Origin of the sequence: Micromonospora psammae, from assembly GCF_036902725.1 — a bacterium.
In the GTDB taxonomy this organism is placed as follows: domain Bacteria; phylum Actinomycetota; class Actinomycetes; order Mycobacteriales; family Micromonosporaceae; genus Micromonospora.
This window is the reverse complement of sequence record NZ_JBAKHM010000017.1, coordinates 23,183-48,678: the sequence shown is the minus strand read 5'-3', so window position 1 is coordinate 48,678 and position 25,496 is coordinate 23,183. Positions and strand designations below refer to the sequence as shown.

The window sequence follows — 25,496 nt, the reverse complement described above, 5'->3', positions numbered from 1 at the left end:
CGACCGGGCAGGATCGCGGCATGGCTATCGACGCGCCCGGCGCGGACCGTTCCGGCACCCGACCGAGGCGGGACGTGAGCCGTCCCGGGCTGGCCCGCCGGACCCGCCCCGTCGCCACCACCGCGCCGGCCGACCAGGACGAGCCGGCGCCGGTGGCCGAGCCGGTGACCATGCGCCTCGACGGGCGGGTCGCCCTGGTCACCGGGGCGGGCAGCCCGGACGGCATCGGGTACGCCACGGCCCGCCGGCTCTCCGACCTCGGCGCCCGGGTCGCGATCGTCTCCACCACCCGGCGCATCCACGAGCGGGCCGGTGAGCTGGGCGTGACCGGCTTCGTCGCCGACCTCACCGACGAGTCGGAGGTCGGCGCGCTCGCCGACGCGGTGGCCGAGCAGCTCGGCGACGTCGAGGTACTGGTCAACAACGCCGGCCTGGCCAGCCGGGCCAGCCCCGAGGTGCTGCGCCCGGTGGTGCAGCTCAGCTACGACGAGTGGCGGGGCGAGATCGACCGGAACCTGACCACCGCCTTCCTGTGCAGCCGCGCCTTCATCGGCGGGATGGCCGAGCGGGGCTGGGGACGGATCGTCAACCTGGCCGCCACCGCCGGGCCGGTCAACGCGCTGCCCACCGAGGCGGCGTACGCGGCGGCGAAGGCCGGGGTGGTCGGGCTGACCCGGGCGCTGGCGATGGAGATGATCGCCGACGGGGTGACCGTGAACTCGGTGGCCCCGGGGACCATCCACACCGCCGCCTCCACGGTGGCGGAGCTCCGGCAGGGGCTCGGTACCCCGGTCGGCCGCCCCGGCACCCCGGACGAGGTGGCCGCGGCGATCGCCTTCCTCTGCTCGCCGGCCGCGTCGTACATCACCGGACAGATGCTGGTGGTCGACGGCGGCAACAGCGTGCGCGAGTCGCAGTACCGCTGACGGTGCGGGTCAGTTGTAGGTGTTGCCGCCCTCCGGGTTGGCCCAGATGGCCAGGGCGATCCAGCCGCAGCAGATCAGCAGCCCGATCGCGGTGAAGACGTAGCTGAGGATCAACCCCCAGGTGGCGAGCTGGTCGCCCGGCTCGCCGCTGCGCCGGATCTGCCGCTTGGCCAGGTGGCCGAGGACGATCCCGGCCGGGGCGAAGACGAACGCGAAGACCAGCGACAGGATGGCCAGGGCATTGGGGCCGCCGCCACCGCCCGGAGGCGGCCCGTACTGCCCGTACGGACCCTGCGGCGGATAGGGCGGCTGCTGGCCCCACTGCGGGTGTTCGGGACGACCCCACTGCGGCTGGTCACCGCTCTGCCCCCACTGGGGTTGTTCGCCGGAGCGGCCCCACTGGTCGGAGTCGGACGGGCGGTCCCAGCCGGACCGGTCGCCGGGGCGACCCGGCTGCTCGTACGGCGAGGGGGGCTGGTCCGGCTCGCCCGGTGGTGGATAGCTCACCCCGTCCGCCTCTCCGCCGCAGGTCACTGGGGTTCTCTCTTGCGGACGCTACCCGTAGCGGTGAACCTTTTCACAGCGGTTGTGTGGACTGGTCACCTTGGCGCGGCAGGCCCGGAAGCCGATACTGACCGAGCGTTCAGTTACCCACGAGTAATGCGCCGATCCCCCGGAGGCTGAGATGGCCCGACTCGCCCAGACGCCCGGCCTGACCGACGTGCAGCGGTCGATTCTGGAAACCGTCCGGGAGTTCGCGGACAAGGAGATCATCCCGCACGCCCAGCGCCTGGAGCACGCCGACGAGTACCCGACCGACATCCTCGACGGGATGCGCGAGATGGGCCTGTTCGGTCTCACCATCGACGAGGAGTACGGCGGCCTGGGCGAGTCTCTGCTGACCTACGCGCTGGTGGTCGAGCAGCTGTCGCGGGGCTGGATGTCGATCTCCGGCATCGTCAACACCCACTTCATCGTGGCGTACCTGATCTCCCAGCACGGCTCCGCCGAGCAGAAGGCCCGGCTGCTGCCGAGGATGGCCACCGGCGAGGTGCGCGGCGCCTTCTCGATGTCCGAGCCCGAGACCGGCTCCGACGTGTCGGCGATCAAGTCGAAGGCGGTCCGCGACGGCGACAAGTACGTCCTCAACGGCCAGAAGATGTGGCTGACCAACGGGGCGTACTCCTCGGTGGTGGCCACCCTGGTCAAGACCGACACCGGCGCGGAGTCGGTCTACGGCAACATGAGCACCTTCCTGCTGGAGAAGGAGCCCGGCTTCGGCGAGACCGCGCCCGGCCTGATCATCCCCGGCAAGATCGACAAGATGGGCTACAAGGGCGTCGAGACCACCGAGATGGTGCTCGACGGGGTCACCGTCCCCGAGTCCGCCGTCCTCGGCGGCGCCGACCAGGTCGGCCGCGGCTTCTACCAGATGATGGACGGCATCGAGGTCGGCCGGGTCAACGTCGCCGCCCGCGCCTGCGGCATCTCCATCCGCGCCTTCGAACTGGCCGTCGCCTACGCCCAGCAGCGCCGCACCTTCGGCCAGCCGCTCGCCAAGCACCAGGCCATCGCCTTCAAGCTCGCCGAGATGGGCACCAAGATCGAGGCCGCGCACGCCCTCATGGTCAACGCCGCCCGGCTCAAGGACGCCGGCCAGCGCAACGACGTCGAGGCCGGGATGGCCAAGCTGCTCGCCTCCGAGTACTGCGCCGAGGTCGTCCAGGAGGCGTTCCGCATCCACGGCGGCTACGGCTACTCCAAGGAGTACGAGATCGAGCGGCTGATGCGGGAGGCCCCGTTCCTGCTCATCGGCGAGGGAACGTCGGAGATCCAGAAGACGATCATCTCTCGCGGCCTGCTCAAGGAGTACAAGCTCTGACGTGTGCGGAGGGGCCGCTGTCGACGCCAGGGCCCCTCCATCACCTCTCGCTGGGAGCGGGAGGTGCCGCTTCCGGGTCCGCGATCGGCTCCGGCGCGGTGACCGGCCCGCCCGCGAGCACGTGCGCGCGCTGCCGGTACGCCTCGATCGCGGCCACGATCCGCTCCTCCGGGACCGCCGTGTCCCGACCGCCGACCACCGGATCCGGCTCCAGCGGGCGTCGGATCACCTGCCGCAGCCGTACGCCGTCGAACCGGCCGTCCCTCCTGCGCGGGACGGCACGGTCGATGTTGGTCCAGTCGTACCGTCGAGAGCCGTACCGGATCCCGCTGGCGGTGAGCGCCAACCGCCCGGTGAACCGCACCTCCCGGTAGGCGGCCCACCCCAGTCCCGCCGCGAGGCCGAGGATGAGCAGCACCCGCAGGGCCCGGCCCCACTGCTGGTCGGAGGGGGGTAGGGAGATCGCGGTCAGCGCACCCCCGCCGATCCAGGCCAGACCCGTCGCCAGGTCCGCCCAGCCCGCCAGCGACCGGCGAGCCACCAGCCCGGGCTCGACCGCGTCCCGACCGGCCACCCGCGCCGTCCAGACCAGTCGGGCGTCCCGCCGCGGCCACCAGCGTTTCGCCAGTTGGTCCGCGCCGACCATCAGCCAGAACAGACAGATGGCGCCGCCGAACTCGAATCGGGGCGCCCGCAGCAGCGGCGTGGCCACCGCCGTCGCCACCGCCGTGGCGACCGCGAGCGAGAGCAACCGCCGGGACCAGAGCCCGTCACCGAGCGACGGTGCGCGGCCGGGCCGCAGGGAGGACATGGCCCGCAGGGTAGGGCCGGCGTGCCAGGCTTGCGGCTCCTCAGCTCCCCGAGCCGGAGAGGTGGCGGGCCAGGTGCCGCCGGGCGCAGCTCACCAGCCCGGTCGGGTCGTCGGCGTACAGGCGGAGTTCGGTCACCGGCTCACTCGGGCCCTTGGCCAGTGGGATGGCGAGCGGCGCGCGCAGGGCGACGTCCACGCTGGTCTGGCTGCCCGTACCGACGTTCAGCACCAGCCCGCCGTCGCCGTCCTCCTCGAACTGGAGGGTGCGGCTGGAGGGCAGCGAGCGGTAGCGGGCGTCGAGGGTGGCGATCGCCGACCAGGGGAGGGTGAAGTCGACCGTGGTGCCGTTGCGGATCCGCAGGCCGCTGTCGCCGACGACGTGCGGGTGCAGTCGCAGGCTGGCGAAGAGGCCGATCATCCAGAGCAGGCCCCAGGCGCCGAGGACCAGCGCCAGCGTCCGTACCCACTCCCAGGGCACGGTGCGGCTGATGATCAGGTCGAAGATCGGGATCTCGATCGCCGAGAGCCCGATGAAGACGCCGAGGATCGGCCGGACCACGCCGAGGTAGCTGAACGCCTCGGCCCCCGGTTCCAGGGCGGGCGGTCGGCGCAGGATCCACCGGTAGAGGCTGCGCCACATCCCCACCTCGTACGCGACCGCCCGCCGCAGCAGGGGCGGTACGGCGAGCCGGCTCTCGCGCACCGGTCACCCCCTCCTTGGGAAATTTTTACATTGCAGTCGCAATGTTAACGGCTCCCGGGAGAGTGTCAATGCAGTTGCACTGTGAAAGCCGCGTGGTGTCGGCTGACGACCGGCTCAGCCGAGCCGGGTGAGCCCGGCGGCGGCCCGCTCGACGATCAGGCAGCGGTCCTCGACGTACTCCATCCCGGCCTCCTCGGCGATCCGCCGCGCCTCGGCCGAGACGATGCCCAGCTGCAACCAGACCGCCGGCGCGCCGATCGCCGCCGCGTCCCGGACCACCTGCACGGCGTCCGCCGCCGGCCGGAACACATCCACCAGGTCGACCGGGTGCGGGATCTCCGCCAACGTCGGGTACGCCTTCTCACCGAAGAGCTCGTCGACCGTCGGGTTGACCGGGATGATCCGCCAGCCGTACCGCTGCATCTGCAACGGCACGCTGTGCGCGGCCTTGCGCGGGTCGCGGGACGCGCCCACGACGGCGATCACGGCCGAGTCGGCGAGGATCTGCTGAGCGGTACGCATCAGCCGACTCTAACCCCGCCGCTCAGGCGTCGCCGTCGAGCGCGCGGCGCAGCCGCGCGTACCCCTGCGGCGTGCCGATCTCCGCGCGCTCATCGGGGTGGGTCAGGTAATGCCGGATCGCGGCGGCGATCCGTTCGGGCGCCGCGTCCAGGTCGCGCACCGCCACCGACCCGCGGCCCCGGGCGTCGCGGCTCGACCCGGGGCGGCCGAGCGGCAGCGAGACCACCCCCGACCCGCGCGGTGACCCCACCCGTCCCGCCGGGTCCAGGTCCGCCCACGGTACGAACCACTGCCGCTCGTGACGGCGGTGGGTGATGCCCTCCGGGGTCAGCTGCACCCCGGGCACCCGCCGCCAGAACAGCACGGCGAACACGACCGTGAGGAGCGCGAACGAGACCGTCAGCGCCAGCCGGAAGGAGCCGTCCCCGGCCCGGGGCCAGCTGTTCGCCGTCTGGTACGCCCCGAGGCCGACCAGCAGCGGGACCAGGGTGACACCGGCGCGGGGCGGGGCGTACAGGGCCCGCTCCCGCTCGTCCACCCGCAGGTCGTCGCCGCTCGGCGGCAGCCGGAACTGCCTCACCAGGAGGCCGACGCAGACGACGAGTGGCAGCAGAGCCAGCAGACCCGCCGTGCCACGTCCCGCCCCGGTGCCGACGCTCGTGAGCAACCCGACGACGACCGCCAGCACGACCGCGATCCGCTGCCGGCGCAGCGCCCCATCGATGGTCTCCCGCATGCCGGCAGGGTAGACCCCGCTGGCTACAGCAGCGTGAGTTGCTCGGTGGCGGGCGGGGCGGGCGGCGTCGACGATCGATGGTCGTCGCCGGGCTCGGCCCGGTGCAGCCCGTGCCGGCGGGCGGCGATCCGCACCCGCGCGGTCAGCTCCCGCTGGTACGTCTGCGGCGCGTAGGCCGCCCCGGAGCCGTACAGCTCGCGGTAGCGGGGGACCAGGTGCGGGAACTCGCCGGCCAGCCACTGCGCGTACCACTCCCGGGCGCCGGGGCGCAGGTGCAGCGCCATCGGGGTCACGCTGGTCGCCCCGGCCGCGGCGACCGCGGCGACGGTGGCCTCGATCGACTCGTCGGTGTCGCTGAGCCCGGGCAGGATCGGCGCCATCAGCACCCCGACCTCGAAGCCGGCGTCGGTCAGTTGCCGCACCGCGTCGAGCCGGCGGCGGGGGCTCGGGGTGCCCGGCTCGACCGCCCGCCACAGCGCCTCGTCCACGAAACCCACCGAGTAGGAGACGCCGACCCGGGTCACCTCGGCGGCCTGCCGCAGCAGCGGCAGGTCGCGCAGGATCAGCGTGCCCTTGGTGAGGATGGAGAACGGGTTGGCGAAGTCGCGCAGCGCCTCGATGATCGGCGGCATCAGCCGGTAGCGACCCTCGGCCCGCTGGTAGCAGTCCACGTTGGTGCCCATCGCCACGTGCGCGCCCCGCCAGCGCGGGGCGGCCAGCTCGCGGCGGACCAGCTCACCGGCGTTGACCTTGACGATCACCTTCCGGTCGAAGTCCTCACCGGCGTCCAGGTCGAGGTAGGTGTGGGTGTTCCTCGCGAAGCAGTAGACGCAGGCATGGCTGCATCCCCGGTACGGGTTGATCGTCCACTGGAACGGGACCCGGGAGGTGCCGGGCACCCGGTTGATAATCGACCTGGCCCGCACCTCGTAGAAGGTCATGCCGGCGAAGCCGGGGGTGTCGAAGGTGCGGACGACCGCGCCGGGCAGCGCCAGCGGCAGGGGTGGAGTCGCTGGCGCCGGCCCGTCGGGATGCCCCTCGTCCGGGGGAGCGGAGAGGTTCTCCCAGCGCATGGCCACCATTCGAACATGCGTACGAGAAGACCGCAAGTGACCCGCCGGACACCGGCACCCGCCCGGCACCCGGCCGGGGGAGGATGGGGGCATGGAGAGGTCGACCTTCGTCTACGACGGGGACTGCGCGTTCTGCACCCGCTGCGCCGAGTTCATCGAGCGCCGGATCCCCACCGGCGCGCGCGTGCTGCCGTGGCAGTTCGCCGACCTCGACGCGCTCGGGCTGACCGAGGCCGAGTGCGAGGAGGCGGTGCAGTGGGTCGGCGCCGACGGCTCCCGCGCCGCCGGGCCGGACGCGATCGCCCGGCTGCTCGGCGACAGTGGTCCGCTCTGGCGGGTCGCCGGGGCCGGCCTGCGGTTCCCGCCGGCTCGGGCGGCCGCCTGGCCGGCGTACCGCTGGGTGGCCCGCAACCGGCACCGGCTCCCCGGTGGCACGGCCGCGTGTGCCCTGCCGCAGGAGGCCCGGGAGCGGCTCTACGGCCCGACCGGCCGCCCGACCACCGACGCCTGACGCGGCGGTCCCGCCGGGGAGGGGCGGTCCCGGCTCGGCCCCGGCCGGTCAGGACGTGGCGGGTCCCACCGCCGGCGCCGGGCCGGCCAGCGGAGGCGTCGGTGGTTGCTCGCCGTCGTCCTCGCCGCCCGCCGCGCTCGTCTGCTCGGCCGCCCGCCGCCGGGCCACCAGCCGCCGGGCCCACACCACCGGGCGTACCCGCTCCAGCGACAGGAAGCTGGTCATCGCCACCAGGTGCGGGATGAACGAGATGGTGATCGTGGCGATGGTGACCAGGTGGAACGAGTAGAAGAAGGCGATCGTCGCCTGCCGCCAGCGTTCCGGGAGCAGGAACACCACCGGGGTGAGCAGTTCGAAGGCGAGGATGCCGAACTGGGCCACGAGCAACAGGTACGGCACCTGGGCGATCAGGTCGGCCAGTTCGGTGCCGCGCCGGATGATCGCCCGCGCGAGCACCGACCCGGTCGCCCAGTCCAGGCCGCCGAAGCGCAGCTTCGCCCAGGCGGCGAGGAAGTACGTGCAGACCACCGCGATCTGGGTGACCCGCAGCGCCCAGCCGCCGGCCTCGCTGCGGGTCGGGTCGCCGTGCCGGGCCCGACCGGCGGTGGGGAGCACAGCCAGCGCGACGAGGAGCCCGAACCGGTCGTGGTCGACCTTGCCGTAGCTCATCGCGACGATCATCCACTGGAAGTAGAGCGCGAAGACGGACCAGCCGAGCAGCCGGTGCGCGCGGCCGGTGGCCGCGAGCAGGGCCAGCACCAGCAGCGCCCAGAAGAGAACCGCGACCAGCGCGGGCGTCGGAGTGGGCAGCGGCAGCAGCCGGCCGACGAGCAGCGGCTGGTAGAGCTCGCCGGGGACGCTCACCCGGGTGCGCACCCAGGGGGTGAAGACCACCAGGTCCGCCGCGACGAAGAGATAGACCAGGGTACGGAAGGCGGCCACCCGGCCCCGGGGGACGGCCTCGGTCAGCCAGCGGGTCATCGGGACGCCTGCCAGCGGACGGTCGTCTCGTCGGACCACCGGCCGGTGGGCCGCCCCTGGCGGATGCCGTACCAGCGGATCACGATGCGGACCTCGACCAGTTCGGGCGCCCCGGGGTGCCGTTCGGCGTACGCGTCGGCGACCTGCCGCAGCAGCGTCGGGTCGGCGGCGTACCGGTCCTGCTGGCCCTCGATCTCGGCGCGGCGGATGCCGGTGGCGTCCTGACCGAGGGGGACCACCGCACCGGTGCGGTCGACCCCTTCGACCCGGGTGTCCGGTGCGGGGGCGTTCGGCGGTTCCGAGGTGGAGTACATCCGGAACGGCCCGAACGGGAAGTGGTCGTCGACGCCCCAGAGGGTGCCGGCGAGCAGCACGGCGAGGCCGAGCGCGGTGGCGCCCAGCCGGACCGTGCGGCCGCGGGGAGTCAACGTCTCCATCGGGTCGTGACGATACGGGATCCGGGCCACCCGGCGGCGTCCCCGCGTGGTGCGGCCCGGCTCCGCGTGTCGTCGTTCGGACCCCGGGTACGGCGACGGCCGGGCCTTCCGGCCCGGCCGTCGAAGTGCCAGCTCAGTGCTTGTGCTCGGCCAGCTGCTTGCGCACGTCGTCCATGTCCAGCGCCTGGACCTGTTCGATCAGGTTCTCCAGGGCCGACTCGGGCAGCGCGCCCGGCTGGGCGAAGACGATCACACCGTCCCGGATCGCCATGATGGTCGGGATCGACCGGATGTCGAACTTGGCGCCCAGCTCCTGCTGCGCCTCGGTGTCGACCTTGCCGAAGACGATGTCCGGGTGCTTCTCCGAGGAGCGCTCGTAGACGGGGGCGAACCGCTTGCACGGACCGCACCAATCTGCCCAGAAGTCGACCAGCACGATGCCGTCGCGCTCGGTCACCTCGTCGAAGTTGGCCGTGGTCAGCTCAACCGATGCCATTGCTCTCTCCGATCCGCGCGGTGTGTTCTCGACCCGTAGAACCAGGGCGGCTGGTGTCGAATTCCCGGGCCGGGTGTGACGAAACCGGCGTCGACCAGCCATTCGGTGATCATGTCCATCGAATCCCGTCGGTCGGTCCCGTCCTGCGGATCGCAAGTGCACGACGCATTTGCGTGACGAGATGTGATGGGAGCGTTCCCATCCGGAACGCCGGCCTGACCTGCTACATCGCGGTAACTTGGCCCTTGACGAGCGGCGATCCCACCTGCGGAGATCGCACAGGATTCCACCACTCATCACGCAGCGTGACGTTACAAAAAGATAAATGTGACGCCGGTCTCTGTCCCCCGGTCGCCGGTGTCGGGCAGAATCTTGGGCATCAGAGCGTGGGCGGCGGGTGCCGGGGAGGGCCCCGCCGCTCATTGCGTCTCCCCTCGGATGTGGCCGGTGTGACATTTCCTCACCCCCAGCGCCCCCGTCATTGCCTTAACAAGCGGTAAGGCATGCTGTGCCGAACTCCATCGCCGCCCGTCGAAGGGGACAAGGATGCAGTTCGGCCGCTACTACGAGGAGTTCGAGGTCGGCGCGGTCTACCGGCACTGGCCCGGCAAGACGGTCACCGAGTACGACGACCACCTCTTCTGCCTGCTCACCATGAACCACCACCCGCTGCACATGGATGCGCACTACGCCGAGTCGGCGACCCACTTCAAGCGCAACGTGGTGGTCGGCAACTACATCTACTCGCTCCTGTTGGGCATGTCCGTGCCGGACGTCAGCGGCAAGGCGATCGCCAACCTGGAGGTCGAGTCGCTGCGGCACGTCGCCCCCACCTTCCACGGCGACACCATCTACGGCGAGACCACGGTGCTGGACAAGCGGGAGTCCAACTCGAAGCCGGACCGCGGCGTGGTCGCGGTGGAGACCCGCGGCTACAACCAGGACGGCACCCTGGTCTGCGTCTTCCGCCGCAAGGTCATGGTGCCAAAGCGGGAGTACGCCGCCGCGGCCGTGCCCGAGGGCGTGGACCCGGAGCGGCCGAGCTTCCCCGAACCCCGCTGACCTCGCACGTCTCCCGACCGGGCCCGTACCTGCCGTGATCCGGCGGGGACGGGCCCGGTCCGGGTCCGGCGGGCATATGCTGGCGCCGGAGGTCCCCATGAGCCACTCCCTCGCCGGAGAGCCGCCCTCTGCCGGACGTCGTGCCGCACCGCTGACCACCGCCGTCTACTCCGCCGCGGAGTGGGACCTGCTCACCACCCTGCCCGGCCGGGTGCTCGTCGCCGCCGCCTCGCCCGCTCCCGGACGCCCACCCCGGGGAGTCGCCGAGGGACTCGCCGGGCTCGACGCCGTCGCGGCCGGTCGGGCCTCGGACAGCGACCTGGTCCGGGCCGTCGTCGCGGCGATCTACGCCCGGCACGACGGGGCCCCGATGCCCGACGAACGGCTGGCCGATCTGGTGGACCTGCTCGCCGCCGCCCGGGCGGCGGTGCGGGTCCTGCGCCGCCGGGCCGACCCGGCCGACTCCGCCGCCTACCGCCAGTGGGTGGAGTCGGTGGCCGCCCGGGTCTGCCACGCCGCCCCGTCGCCGGCCGGCGTCAGCCCCGCCGACCGGCGACTGCTGGACCGGCTCGCCGGGTCGCTGGAGCTGCGGTGAGCGCGGCGCGCACCCCGGCGGGGGCGCGGACGGCGCCGGCCCGGCCGGGCCGTACCCTCTTGTGACCGTGACCGAGGACCAGCTCGACGTGGGCGTCGGACCGTGGCCCGGCGACCCGCCGGACGACCCGCGGTACGACCCGGAGCTGCTCGCCGCCGGCGACCGGCGCAACGTGGTCGACCGCTACCGCTACTGGCGGCACGAGGCCGTCGTGGCCGACCTCGACCTGCGCCGGCACGACTTCCACGTGGCGATCGAGAACTGGCAGCACGACTTCAACATCGGCACCGTGGTCCGCAACGCCAACGCCTTCCTCGCCGCCGAGGTGCACGTCGTCGGCCGGCGCCGGTGGAACCGGCGGGGCGCCATGGTGACCGACCGCTACCAGCACGTCCGGCACCACCCGACGATCGAGGAGTTCGTCGGCTGGGCCGCGGACCGGGAGCTGCCCGTGCTCGGCATCGACAACCTTCCCGGTTCCCTGCCGTTGGAGACCGTCCGCCTGCCGCGGCGCTGCGTCCTCCTCTTCGGTCAGGAGGGACCGGGGCTCTCCGAACCGGCCCGGGCCGCCTGCGACCAGCTCCTCTCCATCGCCCAGTACGGCTCGACCCGGTCCATCAACGCCGGGGTGGCCAGCGGCATCGCCATGCACGCCTGGATCCGGACCCACGCCGGTCCGCCACCCGGCTGAACGCCGCACCCCGCGCCGCCGGCCACGTCGCCGCCACCCGGAACGCCGCCTCTTTCTCGCCCGGGCGGGGGGAATCGGCGGCTCCGCTTGACGGGCCGCCGGCACCGGGTGACGGTGGGGTGGTGAGTGTCGTGGTGAGTTGTCCGAGGTGTGCCGGTCAGGTCCGTCCGCCGGACCTGATGCATCCGGAGTCGCGGTGCGCCCGGTGCGGGCCCGTCGCGCCGCTGAACGTGCCCGAGCACATCGGGGCCGAGATCATGGCGAGCGTGGTGGAGCGGGTCGCCGCCGACGCCGCGCCGGACCGACCGGGGGTGCCCCTCTGGTGCCCGTGGCCGCTGCCGACCGGCTGGACCGTCACCGGCGTCGGCTGGGCCGGTGACGACGCGGCCGGCGTGCGGGCCACGGCGGTGGCCTGCGCCGGTCCCGCCCCGCTCGAGGGCGGGCCGGCCGATCTGGTCCTGGTCGCCGAGGAACCGGGAGTCGGGCTGGGCGCCCGCTTCGCCGGGATGTCCGGACCGGACCCGGGGCCCGAACTGACCGAGGCGTTGACCGGCCCCGGGGCGGGGCACCCGGAGCACGTCGAGCCGGCCCGGATCCGGGTCGGTGGGCATCCGACTCCACTGTGGCTGGTGAATTCCGCGGCCGATCGCAGCGCGTACGCCGGCGAGGCTCGGGGAATGTGGCTACATGCGATAGCCTGGCCGGCGAGCGCGGGTCACCTCCTCGCCGAAGATGTCGTCCTGCACGACCTCTCCGAGTGGACTCCGCCCGAGCTCGTGTACGGTGCACCATCCCCGTACCTGCACGGCAGGGTGTGACCCACCCTCCGGGCTTGTCGGGGAACGGACGCAGATATTCACTGTACGACACCATGCTGATACTCTGGGTGCCGCTGCGGTAAACGGACCCGGCGCCGCGCGAGAGGATGGCCCGCTATGGTCAAGAAGGTCCTCACCTGGGCCGGTATCGCATTCTTGATCTTCTTCGTCGCCTACCGGCCAAACTCTGCAGCGGATGTCTTCAAGTCGCTCGGCGGCGGCATCATGGACATCGCCCAGGGCTTCGGCGACTTCTTCACCAGCCTCGTCGCCTAGCCGCCGATGGGCAGCCCCTCCGGTCCCCCCTTCGACCCCGACGACCCCGACCGGGAGCGCCGGGAACGGGACACCGAGCCGATCCCGAGATACCGGCCCGACGACGGGCCGGGCTACGGCACCGGCCCGGGCCTCTCCGACGGACCCTCCCTTTCGGACGACATCGGGTACGGCGAAGGGCCCGGCTACGCCGGCGAGGGGCGTTCCGGGCGGGCCTGGGTGCGTGACCCGGACGCCAGCCACCAGCAGCCGACCATCTCCGAGGACGAGCTGGCCGGGCTGCGGGCCGACGCCCAGGGCATGGCGCCCCGTCGGGTGCTGCCCTTCGAGGACGAGCCGAGCTCGCTGGTCGCCCGCTACCTCTTCCCCACCGAGCGCTACCGGGGCGAGTGGAAGCGGCACTGGATCCACCTCTCCACCCCGATCATCGTCGGCATCGCCGCGACCTTCGTGCTCGGCTACCTCTCCGGCTTTCTCGCCGGGCAGGACGTCGGCGCGCTCACCACGATCGCGGTGCTCCTCTGGTTCGCGGTGATGGGCTGGGTGGCCTGGAAGGTCGCCGACTGGTGGTACGACCGGTTCATCCTGACCAACAAGCGGGTCATGGTGGTCAACGGCATCATCACCCGCCGGGTCGCCATGATGCCGCTGGTCCGGGTCACCGACATGAAGTACGAGCAGACCCCGACCGGCCGGGCGCTCAACTACGGCACCTTCGTGCTGGAGTCGGCCGGCCAGGAGCAGGCGCTCCGGGAGATCAAGAACCTGCCCAACCCGAACGAGCTCTACCTGCGCGTCGTGGAGGAGATGTACGAGCCGCAGGCGGTCGAGGCGCGGCTGGGCAAGGAGGCCGACGAGGCCAAGGCCGACGACGGCGCCTGAAGGTTTTCGTCCTTTCATCGGATCAACTGCGCACCATTCGCCGTCGACCTGAGGGGCCCGAGCGTGGCAGCCTGCCATGCAGAATGGGGTGCGGAGGTGCGCGGTGGCCGACAGGGACCAACTGGAGGAGGAGTTCCGCGACTTCGTCGCGGCCCGCTCCGGTGCCCTGCTGCGGACCGCGTACCTGCTCGCCGGGGACTGGGCGACCGCCGAGGACCTGCTCCAGACCGCGCTGACCAAGACCTACCTCGCCTGGAAGCGGCTCGGCGGGATCGAGGCGATCGAGCCGTACGCCCGACGGGTCATGGTCAACACCTCGACGAGCTGGTGGCGGCGGCGCTGGCACGGTGAGCGTCCGACCGAGGTGCTGCCGGAACGCGCCGGGGTGGACGAGATCGCCCAGCAGCTCGACCGGGACCTGCTCTGGCGGCACCTGACGGCGCTGCCCGCGCGGCAGCGGGCGGTGCTGGTGCTCCGCTACTACGAGGACATGTCCGAGGCGCAGACCGCCGCGCTGCTGGAGATCTCCCCGGGCACCGTGAAGAGCCAGACGTCCCGGGCCCTGGCCACGCTGCGCCGTCGCCTCGGCGAGCAGGCGGCGCTGGACCTGCCGGCCGAGCGCGCGGCGACGCCGCCCCGCCCCGCCCCGCGTACCCCGGCGACCCGGCGACCGGCGACCGCCGTGCCCGCCGACCGCCTGCCACGCGACCCGGCCGGGGCCGGCGACGCGGCCCGACCGGCGCGGACCGGGGTCACCCGGCCCCGCCCGGCCGCACCCGTGCCGACCCGGAGCGTGCCGGCGGAGAGCCGATGAACTCTCACCCGAGCTCGACCGACAACCAGACCGGCGGTCCCGGGCGTCCAATGGCTGTGACGCAGGACGACCTGGAGCGGGCGCTGCGGGAGACCCTCTCCCGCCGGGTCGCCACGCCCCGGCCGCTCGCCGCCGACCCGGCGGGAGTGGCCATCCGGCGGGCCCGCCGGGCCCAGCGGCGCCGGACGCTGACCGGGCTGGCCCTGGCCGGCGTCACCACCGTCCTGGTCACCGCCGGCATGGCGCAGCTGGGCGGGCAACCCGGCCGGCCCACCACCCCCACCGTGGTGCTGGGCGACCCGCAGGGCGTCGCCACCACCTCCGCTTGGCCCGTCGTGCCGCCCCCGGCGGCCCGGCCGGTCGAGGGCGCGGTCGACCTGATCGTGGGCAGCGCCCTCGTCACCGCCGACGCGAAGCGGTACGACCTCGGCGTCGGCCCGGCCGACCGGGCGCAGCGCCTGCCCGATGGTGGCGGATGGCTGGTGGTGGGCCGGCCGACGGCGGCCAAGCGCAGCCTCTGGGCCGTGCCGGCCGGCGGCCCACCCCAGGTGCTGCTCGCCGGCGCGGAGGAGGTCGTCCTCTCACCCGACGGCCGCCAGGTGGCGTGGCGCGACGGCGACCAGATCTTCGCCGGTGGGATCATCGCCAACCAGATCATCGCCACGGTCGGCGTCACCGCCCCGGCGGGAGCCGTGCCGGCCCGGTTCGTCGGCGACCGGGTCCTGGTGCGCGGCGAGCCCCGCACCGGCGGGTACCTGCTGTGGCGGCCCTCGGCTGGGGCGCTGCCCACCGGCGGCGACCGGGACGTGCGCGACGTCTACGGCGTGCTGCCCGACGGCCGGCTCGCCGGGCGGGTCACCGTCGGGGGCCGCTCCTGCCTGGCCCTGCTCGATTCGGACCTCACCCCGGTCCGCACCGGCTGCGGCCCGACACCCGCCGCCGACGGCCTCGGGGCCGTCTCCGCCGACGGCCGCTGGCTGCTGGTCAACGGCCGCGCCGGCGCGAGGGACGGCGCGCTCCTGGTCGACCTGACCACCCTCGACGCGGCGGTGCCGGACCGCCCGGTCGGCCCCACGATCACCGGCGAGGTGGCCTGGACCGGTTCGGCCGGCGCCGCGTACGCCGACCGGGGTGGCGCCCTGGCGCAGCTGCGCCCCGACCGGGTGCTCGCCGGCGGAAGCGCCGCCTCCACACTGGTGAGCGGCCTCGCCGCCGGCGACCGTCCCGTCGTGGTGACCGGCCCTCCTGACCGCGCCGGTCGCCCGTCGACCCGGTAGCGTCGGGCGGGTGAGCTCGCGCCCGGCGATCGACCTGCACACCCACTCCACCGCCAGCGACGGCACCCTCGGCCCGGCCGAGCTGGTCCGGGCCGCCGCCGACGCCGGGCTGGACGTCGTCGCGATCACCGACCACGACACCACCGGTGGCTGGGAGGCCGCCGTGCGGGCGCTACCGTCCGGGCTGACCCTGGTCCGGGGCGCGGAGATCTCCTGCCGGTGGCACGGCGTCGAGCCGGCGGTGCCGCTGCACCTGCTCGCGTACCTCTTCGACCCGGAGGAGCCGGAGCTGGCCGCCGAGCTGACCCGGGTGCGGGCGGCGCGGGAGGTACGCGGGGAACGGATCGTGGAGCTGCTGCGCGCCGACGGGGTGGACATCAGCTGGCCCGAGATCATGGCCGCCGCCGGCGGTGGCACCGTCGGCCGTCCGCACATCGCCGCGGCGCTCATCCGGGCCGGCCTGGTCGCCACCACCACCGAGGCGTTCGGCGCGGACTGGCTGGGGCAGCGGTACCGGCTGCCCAAGGAGGACATCGACGTGTTCCGGGCGGTGTCGCTGGTCCGCGCGGCCGGGGGCGTGCCGGTCTTCGCCCACCCCCGGGCGACCCGGCGCGGCCGGATCGTCCCGGACGAGCTGATCGCCGAGCTGGCCGCGGCCGGGTTGGCCGGCCTGGAGGCCGACCACGAGGACCACTCGCCGGCCGAGGCGGCGCAAGTCCGTGGCCTCGCCGCCGAGCTGGGCCTGCTGGTCACCGGCTCCTCGGACTTCCACGGCACCCACAAAACCGTCCGGCTGGGCGCGCACACCACCGACCCGGAGGCGTACGAGCGGATCGTCGCGGCGTCCTCCGGGGTGATCGAGGTCGCTTCCGGCTGATCCGCGATTCCGTCCACAGCGGCGCGACTACGGTTATCCGGTGGATCTCAAGCTCTTCGGTGAGGTCTTCGTGACCCTGCTGGTAATCGTCGACCCGCCGGGCATGATGCCCATCTTCCTCGCCCTGACCGGCCCGCTGCCCGCCCGCGACCGCAACCGGGCCGCGTGGCAGGCGGTCGCGCTGGCGCTCGTCGTGATCGTGATCTTCGCGGTGGCCGGGCAGACCCTCCTCGACTACCTGCACGTGGACCTGCCGGCCCTGCAGGCCGCCGGTGGCCTGCTGCTGATTCTGGTCGCGCTGGAGCTGCTCACCGGCAAGGCCGACGACCCCAGCCAGCAGGTCACCTCCAACATCGCCCTGGTGCCGCTGGGCACCCCGCTGCTGGCCGGGCCGGGCGCGATCGTGGCCACCATGCTCTTCGTCCAGCAGGGCGACGGGCTCGACGACTTCTCCGCGATTGCCGCCGCGATCGTCGCGGTGATGGTCGCGGTCTGGATCGTGCTGCGCTTCTCCGGCGGGATCGTCAAGATCCTGCGCCCCGGGGGCATCGAGGTGCTGACCCGGATCGCCGGTCTGCTGCTGGCCGCCATCGCCGTGCAGCTGATCGCCGACGCCGTGGCCGCCTTCGTCACCCAGTACGTCAACATGACCTGAGCGGTGTCCCGCGCCGCACTGTCGTAGCCGGGTGGCAGGATCGTCGGCGTGCGACGAACCTCTTCCGCCGGCCGATCGTCCGGCGCACCCCGACCCCGCGCCGGGCAGGCCGAGCAGTTGGGCTTCGAGGGCATGCCGGAACGGCTCTTCGTCTGCACCCCGAGCAAACTCGGCGCGTACGAGGACTGCCCCCGGCGCTACCGCTACTCCTACGTCGACCGGCCGGCCCCGCCGAAGGGCCCACCGTGGGCGCACAACTCGCTGGGCGCGAGCGTGCACACCGCCCTGAAGAACTGGTACGCGCTGCCGACCGAGCGGCGCCGGCCGGAGGCCCTGGCCGGGCTGCTCAAGGGCACCTGGGTCCGCGAGGGCTACCGCGACGACGAGCAGGAACGGGCGGCGTACCGTCGGGCGCTGGGCTGGCTCGAGGCGTACGTCGGGACGCTGGAGCCGGGCGACGACCCGCTCGGCGTGGAGCGGGTGGTGGCGGTCCGCACGGCGGTGCTCGCCTTCAACGGGCGCACCGACCGGATCGACTCCCGCCCCGGCCCGGACGGGCCCGAGCTGGTCATCGTCGACTACAAGACCGGCCGCACCGGGCTGGACGCCGACGACGCCCGCGGCTCGCAGGCGCTGGCCCTCTACGCGTACGCCGCCGAGCGGACCTTCCGCCGGCCGTGCCGCCGGGTCGAGCTGCACCACCTGCCCACCGGGACCATCGCCGCCCACGAGCACACCACCGAGTCGCTGGCCCGGCAACTCTCCCGTGCCGAGGACACCGCGCGGGACATCATGGCCGCCGAACGGGCGGTCGCCGACGGCACCGACCCGGACGACGCCTTCCCGGCGGTCGCCGGTCCCCGCTGCGGCTGGTGCGACTACCGGCGTAGCTGCCCCGTCGGCGCGCAGACGCCGGGGCGTGAACCGTGGGCGGCGGTGGATCGACCCGCCCCGCCCGCCGAGGACTGACACGCCCGAGTCGCGCCACCTCGGCCTCTGCCCGATCAGCAGCCGGGTGGGGTCAGGCGGCGGTGGCGGTCAGGCGCGCGGCCCGCTCCTTGGCCGCCTGCTGCATCGGCCCCTCCCGCCACTGCCGGGGCAGCGCGGCCAGGGCCAGGCGGAGTGCGCGGACGCTCAGGTTGGCCGAGAGGGCGGTGGTGGGCAGCCCCAGGCCGCCGTACAACCGCAACGCCCAGGGCGGCAGCAGACCGAGCGCCGTGCCGGCGATGCCCAGGTACGCCCACCGGGGCGGCCCCAGGTTCAGGCCCAGCCGGACCGGCAGGCTCAGCTTCCACGGGATGGGTGGCGCGGTGAGGAACAGGGCGGTCTCCGCCGCCTCCTTCGTCATCCGCAGCTCGGGGCGGACCGACCGGTAGTACTCGTCGACCTCCGCGGCGCTGCCGGGCACGTCGGCCGGGTCGAGACCGACCAGTGCGGCGGCGCGCCGCTGCTCGGTGTAGTACCCGTCCACCTCCGCGTCGGTCAGCCGCAGGCCGGCCCGACGGGCGGTGCTGACGAACGACTCGACCTCGGTGACGTGCACCCAACGCAGCAGGTCCGGCTCGTCGATCCGGAACTCCTCGCCGGTGAACGGGTCGGTGGCCCGCAGCCGGGAGTGCACGGCCCGCAGCCGTCGCCCGGCCGCCTCCGCCTCGGCGGTGGTGCCGTGGATGACGGTGCCGACGTAGGTGGCGGTGCGGTCCAGCCGGCCCCAGGCGTCGGACTTGTAGCCGCTGTTCTGCGCCACCCCGGCCATCGCTCGGGGATGCAGCGCCTGGAGGTAGAGCGAGCGCAGACCGGCGACGATCAGGACCGGCTCGTCGTGCACCTTCCAGGTGACCGATCCCGGACCGAAGAGGCCGGTGTCGTCGGAGTCCACCGGTCAAGAGTGCCACGGCCGGGGGCCGACCGGCCCGCTCGTCGCGGACCTCGCCCGGAGCGCCGGTGCACCCCGGCGCGGCGGCGGTCAGACGTCGGCGGTGCGGCGGGCCTGGCAGGTGGGGCAGAGGCCCCAGAAGGTCACTTCCGCCTCGTCCACCTCGAAGCCGTGGGCGATGTTCGGGTCCAGGCAGGGGGCGTCGCCGACGGCGCAGTCGATGTCGGCGATCTCGCCGCAGCCCCGGCACACCACGTGGTGGTGGTTGTCGCCCGCGCGGGCCTCGTACCGGGCGGGGCTGCCGGCCGGCTCGATCCGGCGGGACAGGCCGGCGCGGGAGAGCGCGCCCAGGACGTCGTACACGGCCTGGGTGGAGACGGAGTCGAGGCGTTCGCGCACCCGACGGGTGATCTCGTCGACCTCCAGGTGACCACCGGCGGCCAGCACGTCCAGCACGGCGAGGCGCGGACGGGTGACCCGCAGGCCCCTCGACCGGAGAAGTTCCTCACCACTGGACATGAGGCAATGACAGCACGGGGCCGCCGGACCGACAAGCGAACCCGGCGGCGGGTGGCCCCGGCCACAGCCCCGTCCCGGGTGGGAGCGCATGAACCGTCCCGGCGGGGGCCGCGGGTAGCCGATCGAGGGGCGTGCACGCGCTGTGGATCGACGTACGCTTCTGCCGCGGAACCACATCCGTCTTCGGAGGTGTCGGTGTTCAAGGAGTTCAACGGCCTGCCGGGTCACGTCCTGGTGGTGCACGCCGTCGTGGTGTTCGTTCCGCTGCTGGCGCTGCTGGCCGCCGCGTACGGGCTGGTGCCCCGCTGGCGGCCCCGACTCGACTGGGCGGTGGCCGCCCTGGCGGTGGTGACCCCCGTCTTCGCCTGGGTGGCGACGGAGTCCGGCGAGGCGTTCCAGGAGGCGCTGGAGGCCAAGGGCTACCCGCCCGCGCTGCTAGCCAAGATCCAGGAGCACGCCGACTACGGCGAGGTCCTGCTCTGGGTCACCGTGGGGCTCGCCGTGGCGGCCCTCGCGCTGCTGGCGCTCACCAGCGGCCGATTCCGTACGCCCCGGCTGCCCTCCTGGGTCACCTGGGCGCTCACCGGGGTGATCGTCGTGCTGGCGGTGTTCGCGCTGCTCTACGCCTTCCTCACCGGTGACACGGGCGCCGCGTCGGTCTGGGGCAACACCTTCTGACCGGCCCCGCTCTGCTCTGCACCCGGGGGGTCAGAAGATCGCGCGGGAGCAGAGCAGGCAGAGCAGCAGGAGCAGCACCACCCCGGCCGCCGCGCCGATCACGTACGTGAGCCGTTGGGCGCGCTGCTCCGCCGCGTCCATGGCCTCCATGTCCTGCGGGGCGAGTGCGCGCGGCGGGGCGGCCTGCAGGTGCACCGGCGGTCGCCAGCCGGCCGGCGGTGGGGTGGTCGGGGGCGGACCGGCGTACCCGCCGGCCGTTGCCCCGGGCGGCGGCATGGTGGTCCGGTCGACGTCGGGTGCCGGGAGCCCGGGCCCGGTGTGCTGCGGAGCCGCCCAGGGTGACGGCGAGGTGGGCGCCGGCGCGGACGGGGTGATCGGCTCGGCCGGTACGGGAGCGACCGGCCCGGCGGGGGGCGACCCCTGATCCTCGGGCGGCCGTCGCCAGTAATCGTCCTCGGGGGCACCGCTGGGCGTGGTCACGGCGTTCGACGCTACCAACGCCGCGACCCACCGGCCGCCCGACGCGACGGCGGGCACCCGGCCCACCGGGTGGGGCGGCGCGGCCGGGAGGACTCGTCCGGGGCCGCGGAGCGGTGCCGGCCGGCGGGGCTGCCGCTGGGATAGTCTTGCCGCTCGTGAGTACCGACCCGGACGTACGCGCCGTGCGCGGCGACGACGACCGCGCCGTCGACCTCAGCGAAGACTTCGTGGTGCTGCCGGAGCAGACCGTGGACGACACCGACCACGGCTGGGGCGAACGCGGCGGCGGCAACGACGACTGGCTGCTCGCCGAACGCCCCCCGCACTGGGACTGACCCCCACCGCTACCGATCCACCCCCGGCCGCGCCTTCCGGGCCGGACTCGCGCCCGCTCCGGGTCGCCACCGGCCAAGATCGTGCTCGATCCTGGAAGTAGGGGCCTCGCACCCGCCAGGAAGCCACTACTTCCTGGATCCAGCGCGATCATGGGAGGCGGCGTCCGGAACTCCTGACCGCTGCTGGGTCGCGAACCTCATCCGGACGCTTTGGAGCTGATGACGTATCCGAATCAGCGGTCTGTCGGGTGCGTGGCGCTGTGCGGCCTGTGGCTCCGGGCAGCCCCGGTCGCGGTTCGGCTCGCGCGGTCCGGCGCGGTCGTGGGAGGCGGCGCGGGGACCCGCGTCTGCGCGCCGAACCGCGGCTCAGCCGCGGACCACGACGGCGAAGCGGCTCCCCTCCGGCTGGCCCACGGCCCGGTGCGCCTGATCAGGACGGAGCGCCAGGTAGAGCGCCGATGATCCGTCGGTGGCGTCCCCACCGCCCACCACGTCGAGCACCAGCGCTCCGGGTGCCAGCAGCCCGGTCCTGCCCTCGGCGACGACCAGCAGGTCCACCCGGGCTCCGGGGCGGAGCACGGTGAGCGCCGCCGGTTCGGCGAGCCGGACCGGCACCCCCACCAGCCCGCCCGGCAGCGGCAGCGCCGCACCCTGCCGCGCTCCCGACGCCGGGTCACCCGGCGCGGCCCCGGCAGGCCCCGATCCGGCAGCCGCCCCGGCGGGCCCCGATCCGCGGTCCGCCCCGGCGGGCCCCGATCCGCGATCCGCCCCGGCGGGCGAGGGCGGCGAGCCGGACCCGGCCCCGGCGGATGGGCCGGACGGCGGGGCGGTCGGGGTCGGGCAGCCGGCCGGGGTGTCCAGCACGATCACCGCGAGCCCGAGCAGGGCGGCGACCAGCCCGATCCGCAGCAGGGTGCCACCGCGCGGACGGCCGAGCCGGCGCGCCGGCCGCAGCGAGTCCGCCCCCTGCGTGCCACCGACCGTCACGACGGCTCACCTCCACCTCCGACCCGCGGGCGGCCGGGGTGGCCGCCGGTCAGCAGGCTAGGTGGGAGAGGGGCGGGCCCGGTGGCCCCGGCGCGGGACCTGTGGACAACCGGTGGACCTGTGGACAACCCCCGTACGGGTGTCGGATCTGGTAGCGAGCCGGGCGGGAACGCCGAACGCCCCCGCGGCCGGTGGGCGGCGGGGGCGGTGGCGCAGCGGGATCAGGAGGCGGCGGAGCTGCCGGACGTGCTCGCGGCCGGGGCCTTGGTCGACCCGCCGTTGGACGAGCCCGACGAGCCGGACGAGCTGCTCGACGTGCTCGACGTCGAGTCGCCGCTGGAGGACGAGCTCTCCGACTTGGCCGGCTTGGCGCTGGTGCCGCCGCTCTTGCTCTCCGAGCCGGCGGCGCGGGAGTCGGTCCGGTAGAAGCCGGAGCCCTTGAACACGACGCCGACGGAGTTGAAGACCTTGCGCAGCCGCCCCTCGCACGCGGGGCACTCGGTCAGCGGCTCGTCGGAAAAGGACTGCACCGCCTCGAGCTGGTTGCCGCACGCGGTGCAGGCGTACTGGTACGTGGGCACGTCGTCCTCCGGATCTGGGCACGGCCGGTTGGCACTCGTCGTATTCGAGTGCCAATGGTGCGTCATCGGACCCGGGTTCGTCCAGCGGACGTGGGGGGATCGACACCGGGCGGGGCGGGGAACGGACGCAGCCCACCCGACGGGGTGACAACGGCGCGTACCGGACGGTCGTGCGGTTGGGCGGGCAGGGTCTCCACCAGCTCGCCGTCGTGCAGCAGCGCCACGGTCAGCGCCGAGCCGGCGACCCGGGTCAGGGCCCGGTCGTACGAGCCGCCGCCGCGGCCCAGCCGCAGCCCACGCCGGTCCACGGCCAGCGCCGGTACGACCACCAGCTCCGCACCGGAGATCGCCGAGCGGCCCAGCCGGGGCCCGTCCGGCTCCCGCATCCCCCGGCCGGCGGGCACCAGCGACCCCGGTCCGGCGTACCCGGCCCAGTCCAGGTCGAGGTCGTCGCGGAGCACCGGGAGCAGCAGTTCGCCCTCCGGCGGCAGCGCCGCCCGGAGCACCTCGGGCAGCTCCGGGCCGCCCGGCTCGGAGCCCACCGGGACGTACCCGGTGATCCGGCGTGGGCGCAGCCGGCGTACCAGATCGACCAGCTCGGCCTGGACGCGCGCCGCGGCGGCGGCCCGCTGCGGCGCGGTCAGCGCCCGGCGGCGGGCGAGCAACGCGACGCGGGTCTCGCGTTTCGCCTCGTGCGCCACGTGCGCTCCATCAGAAAATTCCGGCACGCAACACTCCTGACGCAAGGCTTGCCTCCCGGTCGCTCTGTGTCAGCATCGCAGGAACGGGCGCGAAACCTCCGGGGGGCAGCGTTGACGCTACGCGGGCGGTTGACGGCGGCCTTCCTCGCGGTGGTGCTCGGCCCGGTGCTGCTCGGCGCGGTCTTTGTCGGCACCACCCTGGCGGCGGTCGACCGCAGCCGCGCCACCGAACGCCTCGGCGTGGCCGCCGCCACCGTCCGCACCTCCGTCGACGCCCTCTGCCAGCAACTGCGGGCCGCCGCGGACGCCGTCGCGCTGCGCACCGACGCCGCCGCCCGCGCCGTTGCCGCCGGGCAGGTGGTCAGCCGGGGCCTGGCCGCCGCCGTGCTGGTCACCGATGTGACCGGCGTGACCACGTACACCACCCCGGGCGCCCCGCCCACCCCCTGGCAGGACTGCGCGGGGGGCCGACCCGTCGACGGGCGGGTGCGGGTGCTCAGCGCCCGGGTGGACCTGCGCGACCCGGCGGGGAGCGCCCTCGGCACGGTCGCCGCGGCCCACCCGGTCGACCCGGCGTTCGTGACCCGGCTGGCCGCCGCGACCGGCGTCGCGGTCACCCTGCTCGACGGCGGCGCCACCCGGTTCGCCCACACGACCGAGACCTCCCGGGTACGCGAGGCGGTGCTCGCCGCCGCCGGCACGGTCGACGGGGACAAGGTCACCGAGACCGCCGACGGCCGGTACGTCCGGCGGCTCGACCCGGCAGCCGGCCAACCGCTGCCGCTGGTCCTCTCCGTACCGGGGGAGCGGCCGACCGGGCTGCCCGCCGTGCTGGTCGGCGCGGTGCTGCTGGCCGCCCTGCTGGCGGTGCTGGCCGCCGGGCGGCTGGCCCGGGTCACCACCCGGCCGCTGGTCGAGCTGGCCGGGGCGGTGGACCGGGTGGCCCGGGGTGACCTGACCGCGCGGGTGCCGGTGCGCAGCCGGGACGAGATCGGCCGGCTGGCCGGCGCGTTCAACCGGATGACCCGGGAGACGGCCAGCTACGTGGCGGCCCTGACCAGCAGCCGTGACCAGCTCCGCGGGCACCTCGCGGTGCTCGGCGACACCCTGGCCAGCACCCACGACCTGCAACGCATCCTGCGGGTGATCCTGCACAGCGCGATCGGCGCGACCGGGGCCCGGGCCGGGGCGGTGCTGCTGCTGGACCCGGACGGCGTGCTGGTCGGCAAGTGCGGCGAGGGGCTCCAGGACCGCCTGCCGGACCCGGAGACGCTGCGGGTGCCGGTCGGCGCCGGGGTGGCCGGCGCGGTGGCGGCCACCGGGGAGCCGCGGCGCGGGCGGGCCGGGGACGGCGTGCCGGCGCCCGGCGAGCCGCGCTGCGAGACGTACGTCGCGGTGCCCTTCACCGTGCCCGGTGGCCCGGCCGGCGGGGCGGAGCCCGGGCGTGAGCCGGCCGTCGGCGTGCTGGCCCTCTACGACCGGTTGGGCGCCGAGGAGTTCGACGACGCCGACCTGGACACCCTGCGCACCTTCGCCGGGCACGCGGCGGTGGCGGTGGAGAACGTCCGGGTGCACGAGGAGGCGCAGCGGCTGTCGCTGACCGACCCGCTGACCGGGCTCTGGAACTACCGCTACCTGCGCGAGTCGCTGCGCCGGGAGGTGGAGCGGGCCAGCCGGTTCGGGCGGATGCTCAGCATCCTCGTGCTCGACCTGGACCGGTTCAAGGACGTCAACGACACGCACGGCCACGCGGCCGGGGACGCGGTGCTCGCCGAGTTCGCCCGCCGGATCCGCGGCGAGATCCGCGAGGTCGACCTGGCGTTCCGGCAGGGCGGCGAGGAGTTCGTGGTGCTGCTGCCGGAGACCGACGCCCGGGGCGCGGCGATCGTCGCCGAGCGGCTCGGCGCGGCCGTGCGGGGCACCCCGATCGCCGCGGCCGGGCACGCCGGCCGGCGGGTGGCGATCCCGGTGACGGTCTCCATCGGCATCGCCGTCTACCCCGACCACGCCAGCACCGGCCAGCAGGTGCTGGACGCGGCGGACGAGGCGCTCTACGCCGCGAAGGCCGCCGGCCGGGACGGGCACCGGGTCGCCGGGGAGCGGGCCGCCCCGCTGACCGAGGAGATCACGGTGCCGGCCGGGGCGGTGAGCCCGGACGACGGGCTGCCGCGCGCCGGCCCGGTGACCGACCGGCCCGCCGGCCGGCACGGCGCCGGCGCTCCCCGCCCCGCCGCGGGTGTGACGCAGCCGGCTACGGGCGGCGCGTCTTCCGGTCCTCACCCGCCGCGGCAGAGCCGTGGCCGATAGTCTCGCG

32 protein-coding genes are annotated in these 25,496 nt (G+C 74.3%); 17 read left to right on the top strand and 15 right to left on the bottom strand.

The window, feature by feature from the left end:
* Window positions 1-20 precede the first annotated feature (20 nt).
* Complete coding sequence (locus V6U79_RS20100) at window positions 21-926, top strand: SDR family NAD(P)-dependent oxidoreductase (RefSeq protein WP_334615447.1); 906 nt, start codon at window positions 21-23, stop codon at window positions 924-926.
* A 9-nt stretch (window positions 927-935) separates the two neighbouring features.
* Here V6U79_RS20100 and V6U79_RS20095 read toward each other — a convergent pair whose 3' ends face one another.
* The gene (locus tag V6U79_RS20095; protein ID WP_442933803.1) at window positions 936-1,460 is read right to left on the bottom strand and encodes a DUF4190 domain-containing protein; all 525 of its coding nucleotides are present in this window, start codon (window positions 1,458-1,460) and stop codon (window positions 936-938) included.
* 151 nt (window positions 1,461-1,611) lie between these two features.
* Between V6U79_RS20095 and V6U79_RS20090 the strand changes: the two genes are divergently transcribed.
* A complete protein-coding gene (locus V6U79_RS20090; protein ID WP_334615446.1) occupies window positions 1,612-2,808 on the top strand; it encodes an acyl-CoA dehydrogenase family protein in 1,197 nt (398 codons plus the stop codon).
* A gap of 40 nt (window positions 2,809-2,848) precedes the next feature.
* On the opposite strand, the gene V6U79_RS20085 is transcribed toward V6U79_RS20090, so the two are convergent.
* From V6U79_RS20085 to V6U79_RS20065, 5 genes are all read right to left on the bottom strand, one after another.
* Window positions 2,849-3,619 (bottom strand): hypothetical protein, encoded by a 771-nt coding sequence (locus V6U79_RS20085; protein ID WP_334615445.1) that lies wholly within the window; start codon window positions 3,617-3,619, stop codon window positions 2,849-2,851.
* Between the two features lie 40 nt (window positions 3,620-3,659).
* Window positions 3,660-4,322 carry a hypothetical protein gene (locus tag V6U79_RS20080; protein WP_334615444.1) on the bottom strand — a complete coding sequence of 221 codons (663 nt, stop codon included), beginning with the start codon at window positions 4,320-4,322 and terminating at the stop codon, window positions 3,660-3,662.
* Between the two features lie 114 nt (window positions 4,323-4,436).
* On the bottom strand, window positions 4,437-4,844 hold the full coding sequence (locus tag V6U79_RS20075; RefSeq protein ID WP_334529645.1) for a CoA-binding protein: 408 nt from the start codon (window positions 4,842-4,844) through the stop codon (window positions 4,437-4,439).
* A gap of 22 nt (window positions 4,845-4,866) precedes the next feature.
* Window positions 4,867-5,580, bottom strand: coding sequence for a hypothetical protein (locus V6U79_RS20070; RefSeq protein WP_334615443.1), 714 nt, complete (start codon window positions 5,578-5,580; stop codon window positions 4,867-4,869).
* Between the two features lie 23 nt (window positions 5,581-5,603).
* Entirely contained in the window at window positions 5,604-6,653 is a 1,050-nt protein-coding gene (locus tag V6U79_RS20065; RefSeq protein ID WP_334615442.1) for an Rv2578c family radical SAM protein, read from the bottom strand.
* A 91-nt stretch (window positions 6,654-6,744) separates the two neighbouring features.
* On the opposite strand from V6U79_RS20065, the gene V6U79_RS20060 reads away from it, so the two are divergent.
* Window positions 6,745-7,164 (top strand): thiol-disulfide oxidoreductase DCC family protein, encoded by a 420-nt coding sequence (locus V6U79_RS20060; RefSeq protein ID WP_334529636.1) that lies wholly within the window; start codon window positions 6,745-6,747, stop codon window positions 7,162-7,164.
* 48 nt (window positions 7,165-7,212) lie between these two features.
* On the opposite strand, the gene V6U79_RS20055 is transcribed toward V6U79_RS20060, so the two are convergent.
* The 3 genes from V6U79_RS20055 to trxA form a co-directional block, all read right to left on the bottom strand.
* Window positions 7,213-8,145 (bottom strand): HTTM domain-containing protein, encoded by a 933-nt coding sequence (locus V6U79_RS20055; protein WP_334615441.1) that lies wholly within the window; start codon window positions 8,143-8,145, stop codon window positions 7,213-7,215.
* A complete protein-coding gene (locus V6U79_RS20050; protein ID WP_334529630.1) occupies window positions 8,142-8,582 on the bottom strand; it encodes a hypothetical protein in 441 nt (146 codons plus the stop codon). Before V6U79_RS20050 ends, V6U79_RS20055 begins: the two co-directional genes overlap by 4 nt.
* A 133-nt stretch (window positions 8,583-8,715) precedes the next feature.
* Window positions 8,716-9,078 (bottom strand): thioredoxin, encoded by a 363-nt coding sequence (trxA, locus tag V6U79_RS20045; protein WP_334529627.1) that lies wholly within the window; start codon window positions 9,076-9,078, stop codon window positions 8,716-8,718.
* 546 nt (window positions 9,079-9,624) lie between these two features.
* On the opposite strand from trxA, the gene V6U79_RS20040 reads away from it, so the two are divergent.
* The 11 genes from V6U79_RS20040 to V6U79_RS19990 all read left to right on the top strand — a co-directional run bounded on the left by V6U79_RS20040 (window position 9,625) and on the right by V6U79_RS19990 (window position 17,994).
* On the top strand, window positions 9,625-10,140 hold the full coding sequence (locus tag V6U79_RS20040) for a MaoC family dehydratase (RefSeq protein WP_334615440.1): 516 nt from the start codon (window positions 9,625-9,627) through the stop codon (window positions 10,138-10,140).
* Window positions 10,141-10,216: 76 nt separating this feature from the next.
* Window positions 10,217-10,735 carry a hypothetical protein gene (locus tag V6U79_RS20035; protein WP_334529621.1) on the top strand — a complete coding sequence of 173 codons (519 nt, stop codon included), beginning with the start codon at window positions 10,217-10,219 and terminating at the stop codon, window positions 10,733-10,735.
* A gap of 67 nt (window positions 10,736-10,802) precedes the next feature.
* The gene (locus V6U79_RS20030; protein ID WP_334529618.1) at window positions 10,803-11,426 is read left to right on the top strand and encodes a TrmH family RNA methyltransferase; all 624 of its coding nucleotides are present in this window, start codon (window positions 10,803-10,805) and stop codon (window positions 11,424-11,426) included.
* Window positions 11,427-11,545: 119 nt separating this feature from the next.
* On the top strand, window positions 11,546-12,244 hold the full coding sequence (locus tag V6U79_RS20025) for a DUF6758 family protein (RefSeq protein ID WP_334529615.1): 699 nt from the start codon (window positions 11,546-11,548) through the stop codon (window positions 12,242-12,244).
* 117 nt (window positions 12,245-12,361) lie between these two features.
* Window positions 12,362-12,520 (top strand): hypothetical protein, encoded by a 159-nt coding sequence (locus V6U79_RS20020; RefSeq protein WP_007455302.1) that lies wholly within the window; start codon window positions 12,362-12,364, stop codon window positions 12,518-12,520.
* A gap of 6 nt (window positions 12,521-12,526) precedes the next feature.
* A complete protein-coding gene (locus V6U79_RS20015; protein WP_334529612.1) occupies window positions 12,527-13,402 on the top strand; it encodes a PH domain-containing protein in 876 nt (291 codons plus the stop codon).
* 103 nt (window positions 13,403-13,505) lie between these two features.
* Window positions 13,506-14,216: a SigE family RNA polymerase sigma factor gene (locus V6U79_RS20010; protein WP_334615439.1), complete on the top strand. Its 711-nt coding sequence runs from the start codon at window positions 13,506-13,508 to the stop codon at window positions 14,214-14,216.
* Window positions 14,217-14,266: 50 nt separating this feature from the next.
* Window positions 14,267-15,493 (top strand): hypothetical protein, encoded by a 1,227-nt coding sequence (locus V6U79_RS20005; RefSeq protein ID WP_334615438.1) that lies wholly within the window; start codon window positions 14,267-14,269, stop codon window positions 15,491-15,493.
* 10 nt (window positions 15,494-15,503) lie between these two features.
* Window positions 15,504-16,370, top strand: coding sequence for a PHP domain-containing protein (locus V6U79_RS20000; RefSeq protein ID WP_334615437.1), 867 nt, complete (start codon window positions 15,504-15,506; stop codon window positions 16,368-16,370).
* A gap of 40 nt (window positions 16,371-16,410) precedes the next feature.
* On the top strand, window positions 16,411-17,025 hold the full coding sequence (locus tag V6U79_RS19995) for a MarC family protein (protein WP_334532975.1): 615 nt from the start codon (window positions 16,411-16,413) through the stop codon (window positions 17,023-17,025).
* A 132-nt stretch (window positions 17,026-17,157) separates the two neighbouring features.
* A complete protein-coding gene (locus V6U79_RS19990) occupies window positions 17,158-17,994 on the top strand; it encodes a RecB family exonuclease (RefSeq protein WP_442933389.1) in 837 nt (278 codons plus the stop codon).
* Window positions 17,995-18,046: 52 nt separating this feature from the next.
* Here the strand turns inward: V6U79_RS19990 and V6U79_RS19985 are convergent, their stop codons facing one another.
* Together V6U79_RS19985 and V6U79_RS19980 are read right to left on the bottom strand one after the other, a co-directional pair.
* Window positions 18,047-18,904, bottom strand: a complete 858-nt coding sequence (locus tag V6U79_RS19985; protein WP_334532969.1) for an oxygenase MpaB family protein — start codon at window positions 18,902-18,904, stop codon at window positions 18,047-18,049.
* An 87-nt stretch (window positions 18,905-18,991) separates the two neighbouring features.
* Window positions 18,992-19,420: a Fur family transcriptional regulator gene (locus tag V6U79_RS19980; protein WP_334532965.1), complete on the bottom strand. Its 429-nt coding sequence runs from the start codon at window positions 19,418-19,420 to the stop codon at window positions 18,992-18,994.
* Window positions 19,421-19,615: 195 nt separating this feature from the next.
* Here V6U79_RS19980 and V6U79_RS19975 point away from each other — a divergent pair, with 195 nt between their 5' ends.
* The gene (locus V6U79_RS19975; protein ID WP_334532962.1) at window positions 19,616-20,098 is read left to right on the top strand and encodes a DUF2231 domain-containing protein; all 483 of its coding nucleotides are present in this window, start codon (window positions 19,616-19,618) and stop codon (window positions 20,096-20,098) included.
* Between the two features lie 30 nt (window positions 20,099-20,128).
* Here V6U79_RS19975 and V6U79_RS19970 read toward each other — a convergent pair whose 3' ends face one another.
* Window positions 20,129-20,578 carry a hypothetical protein gene (locus V6U79_RS19970; protein ID WP_334615436.1) on the bottom strand — a complete coding sequence of 150 codons (450 nt, stop codon included), beginning with the start codon at window positions 20,576-20,578 and terminating at the stop codon, window positions 20,129-20,131.
* A 146-nt stretch (window positions 20,579-20,724) separates the two neighbouring features.
* Here V6U79_RS19970 and V6U79_RS19965 point away from each other — a divergent pair, with 146 nt between their 5' ends.
* Window positions 20,725-20,913, top strand: coding sequence for a hypothetical protein (locus V6U79_RS19965; protein WP_442933802.1), 189 nt, complete (start codon window positions 20,725-20,727; stop codon window positions 20,911-20,913).
* 366 nt (window positions 20,914-21,279) lie between these two features.
* Here the strand turns inward: V6U79_RS19965 and V6U79_RS19960 are convergent, their stop codons facing one another.
* From V6U79_RS19960 to V6U79_RS19950, 3 genes are all read right to left on the bottom strand, one after another.
* Entirely contained in the window at window positions 21,280-21,900 is a 621-nt protein-coding gene (locus V6U79_RS19960) for a flagellar biosynthesis protein FlgA (protein WP_334615434.1), read from the bottom strand.
* 221 nt (window positions 21,901-22,121) lie between these two features.
* A complete protein-coding gene (locus V6U79_RS19955; RefSeq protein ID WP_334532951.1) occupies window positions 22,122-22,481 on the bottom strand; it encodes an FmdB family zinc ribbon protein in 360 nt (119 codons plus the stop codon).
* A 62-nt stretch (window positions 22,482-22,543) separates the two neighbouring features.
* Window positions 22,544-23,209 carry a 5-formyltetrahydrofolate cyclo-ligase gene (locus V6U79_RS19950; RefSeq protein WP_334615433.1) on the bottom strand — a complete coding sequence of 222 codons (666 nt, stop codon included), beginning with the start codon at window positions 23,207-23,209 and terminating at the stop codon, window positions 22,544-22,546.
* A gap of 84 nt (window positions 23,210-23,293) precedes the next feature.
* Between V6U79_RS19950 and V6U79_RS19945 the strand changes: the two genes are divergently transcribed.
* Window positions 23,294-25,489 (top strand): GGDEF domain-containing protein, encoded by a 2,196-nt coding sequence (locus V6U79_RS19945; protein ID WP_334615432.1) that lies wholly within the window; start codon window positions 23,294-23,296, stop codon window positions 25,487-25,489.
* Window positions 25,490-25,496 lie beyond the last annotated feature (7 nt).

Bases quoted from the DNA above. Each gene is read 5' to 3' on its own strand.
- V6U79_RS20075 (WP_334529645.1), bottom strand. From the start codon at position 4,844: ATGCGTACCGCTCAGCAGATCCTCGCCGACTCGGCCGTGATCGCCGTC.
- V6U79_RS20070 (WP_334615443.1), bottom strand. From the start codon at position 5,580: ATGCGGGAGACCATCGATGGGGCGCTGCGCCGGCAGCGGATCGCGGTC.
- V6U79_RS20065 (WP_334615442.1), bottom strand. From the start codon at position 6,653: ATGCGCTGGGAGAACCTCTCCGCTCCCCCGGACGAGGGGCATCCCGAC.
- trxA (WP_334529627.1), bottom strand. From the start codon at position 9,078: ATGGCATCGGTTGAGCTGACCACGGCCAACTTCGACGAGGTGACCGAG.
- V6U79_RS20050 (WP_334529630.1), bottom strand. From the start codon at position 8,582: ATGGAGACGTTGACTCCCCGCGGCCGCACGGTCCGGCTGGGCGCCACC.
- V6U79_RS19990 (WP_442933389.1), top strand. From the start codon at position 17,158: ATGCCGGAACGGCTCTTCGTCTGCACCCCGAGCAAACTCGGCGCGTAC.
- V6U79_RS20060 (WP_334529636.1), top strand. From the start codon at position 6,745: ATGGAGAGGTCGACCTTCGTCTACGACGGGGACTGCGCGTTCTGCACC.
- V6U79_RS20020 (WP_007455302.1), top strand. From the start codon at position 12,362: ATGGTCAAGAAGGTCCTCACCTGGGCCGGTATCGCATTCTTGATCTTC.
- V6U79_RS20035 (WP_334529621.1), top strand. From the start codon at position 10,217: ATGCTGGCGCCGGAGGTCCCCATGAGCCACTCCCTCGCCGGAGAGCCG.
- V6U79_RS20015 (WP_334529612.1), top strand. From the start codon at position 12,527: ATGGGCAGCCCCTCCGGTCCCCCCTTCGACCCCGACGACCCCGACCGG.
- V6U79_RS20085 (WP_334615445.1), bottom strand. From the start codon at position 3,619: ATGTCCTCCCTGCGGCCCGGCCGCGCACCGTCGCTCGGTGACGGGCTC.
- V6U79_RS20005 (WP_334615438.1), top strand. From the start codon at position 14,267: ATGGCTGTGACGCAGGACGACCTGGAGCGGGCGCTGCGGGAGACCCTC.
- V6U79_RS20055 (WP_334615441.1), bottom strand. From the start codon at position 8,145: ATGACCCGCTGGCTGACCGAGGCCGTCCCCCGGGGCCGGGTGGCCGCC.
- V6U79_RS20100 (WP_334615447.1), top strand. From the start codon at position 21: ATGGCTATCGACGCGCCCGGCGCGGACCGTTCCGGCACCCGACCGAGG.
- V6U79_RS19980 (WP_334532965.1), bottom strand. From the start codon at position 19,420: ATGTCCAGTGGTGAGGAACTTCTCCGGTCGAGGGGCCTGCGGGTCACC.
- V6U79_RS20040 (WP_334615440.1), top strand. From the start codon at position 9,625: ATGCAGTTCGGCCGCTACTACGAGGAGTTCGAGGTCGGCGCGGTCTAC.
- V6U79_RS20090 (WP_334615446.1), top strand. From the start codon at position 1,612: ATGGCCCGACTCGCCCAGACGCCCGGCCTGACCGACGTGCAGCGGTCG.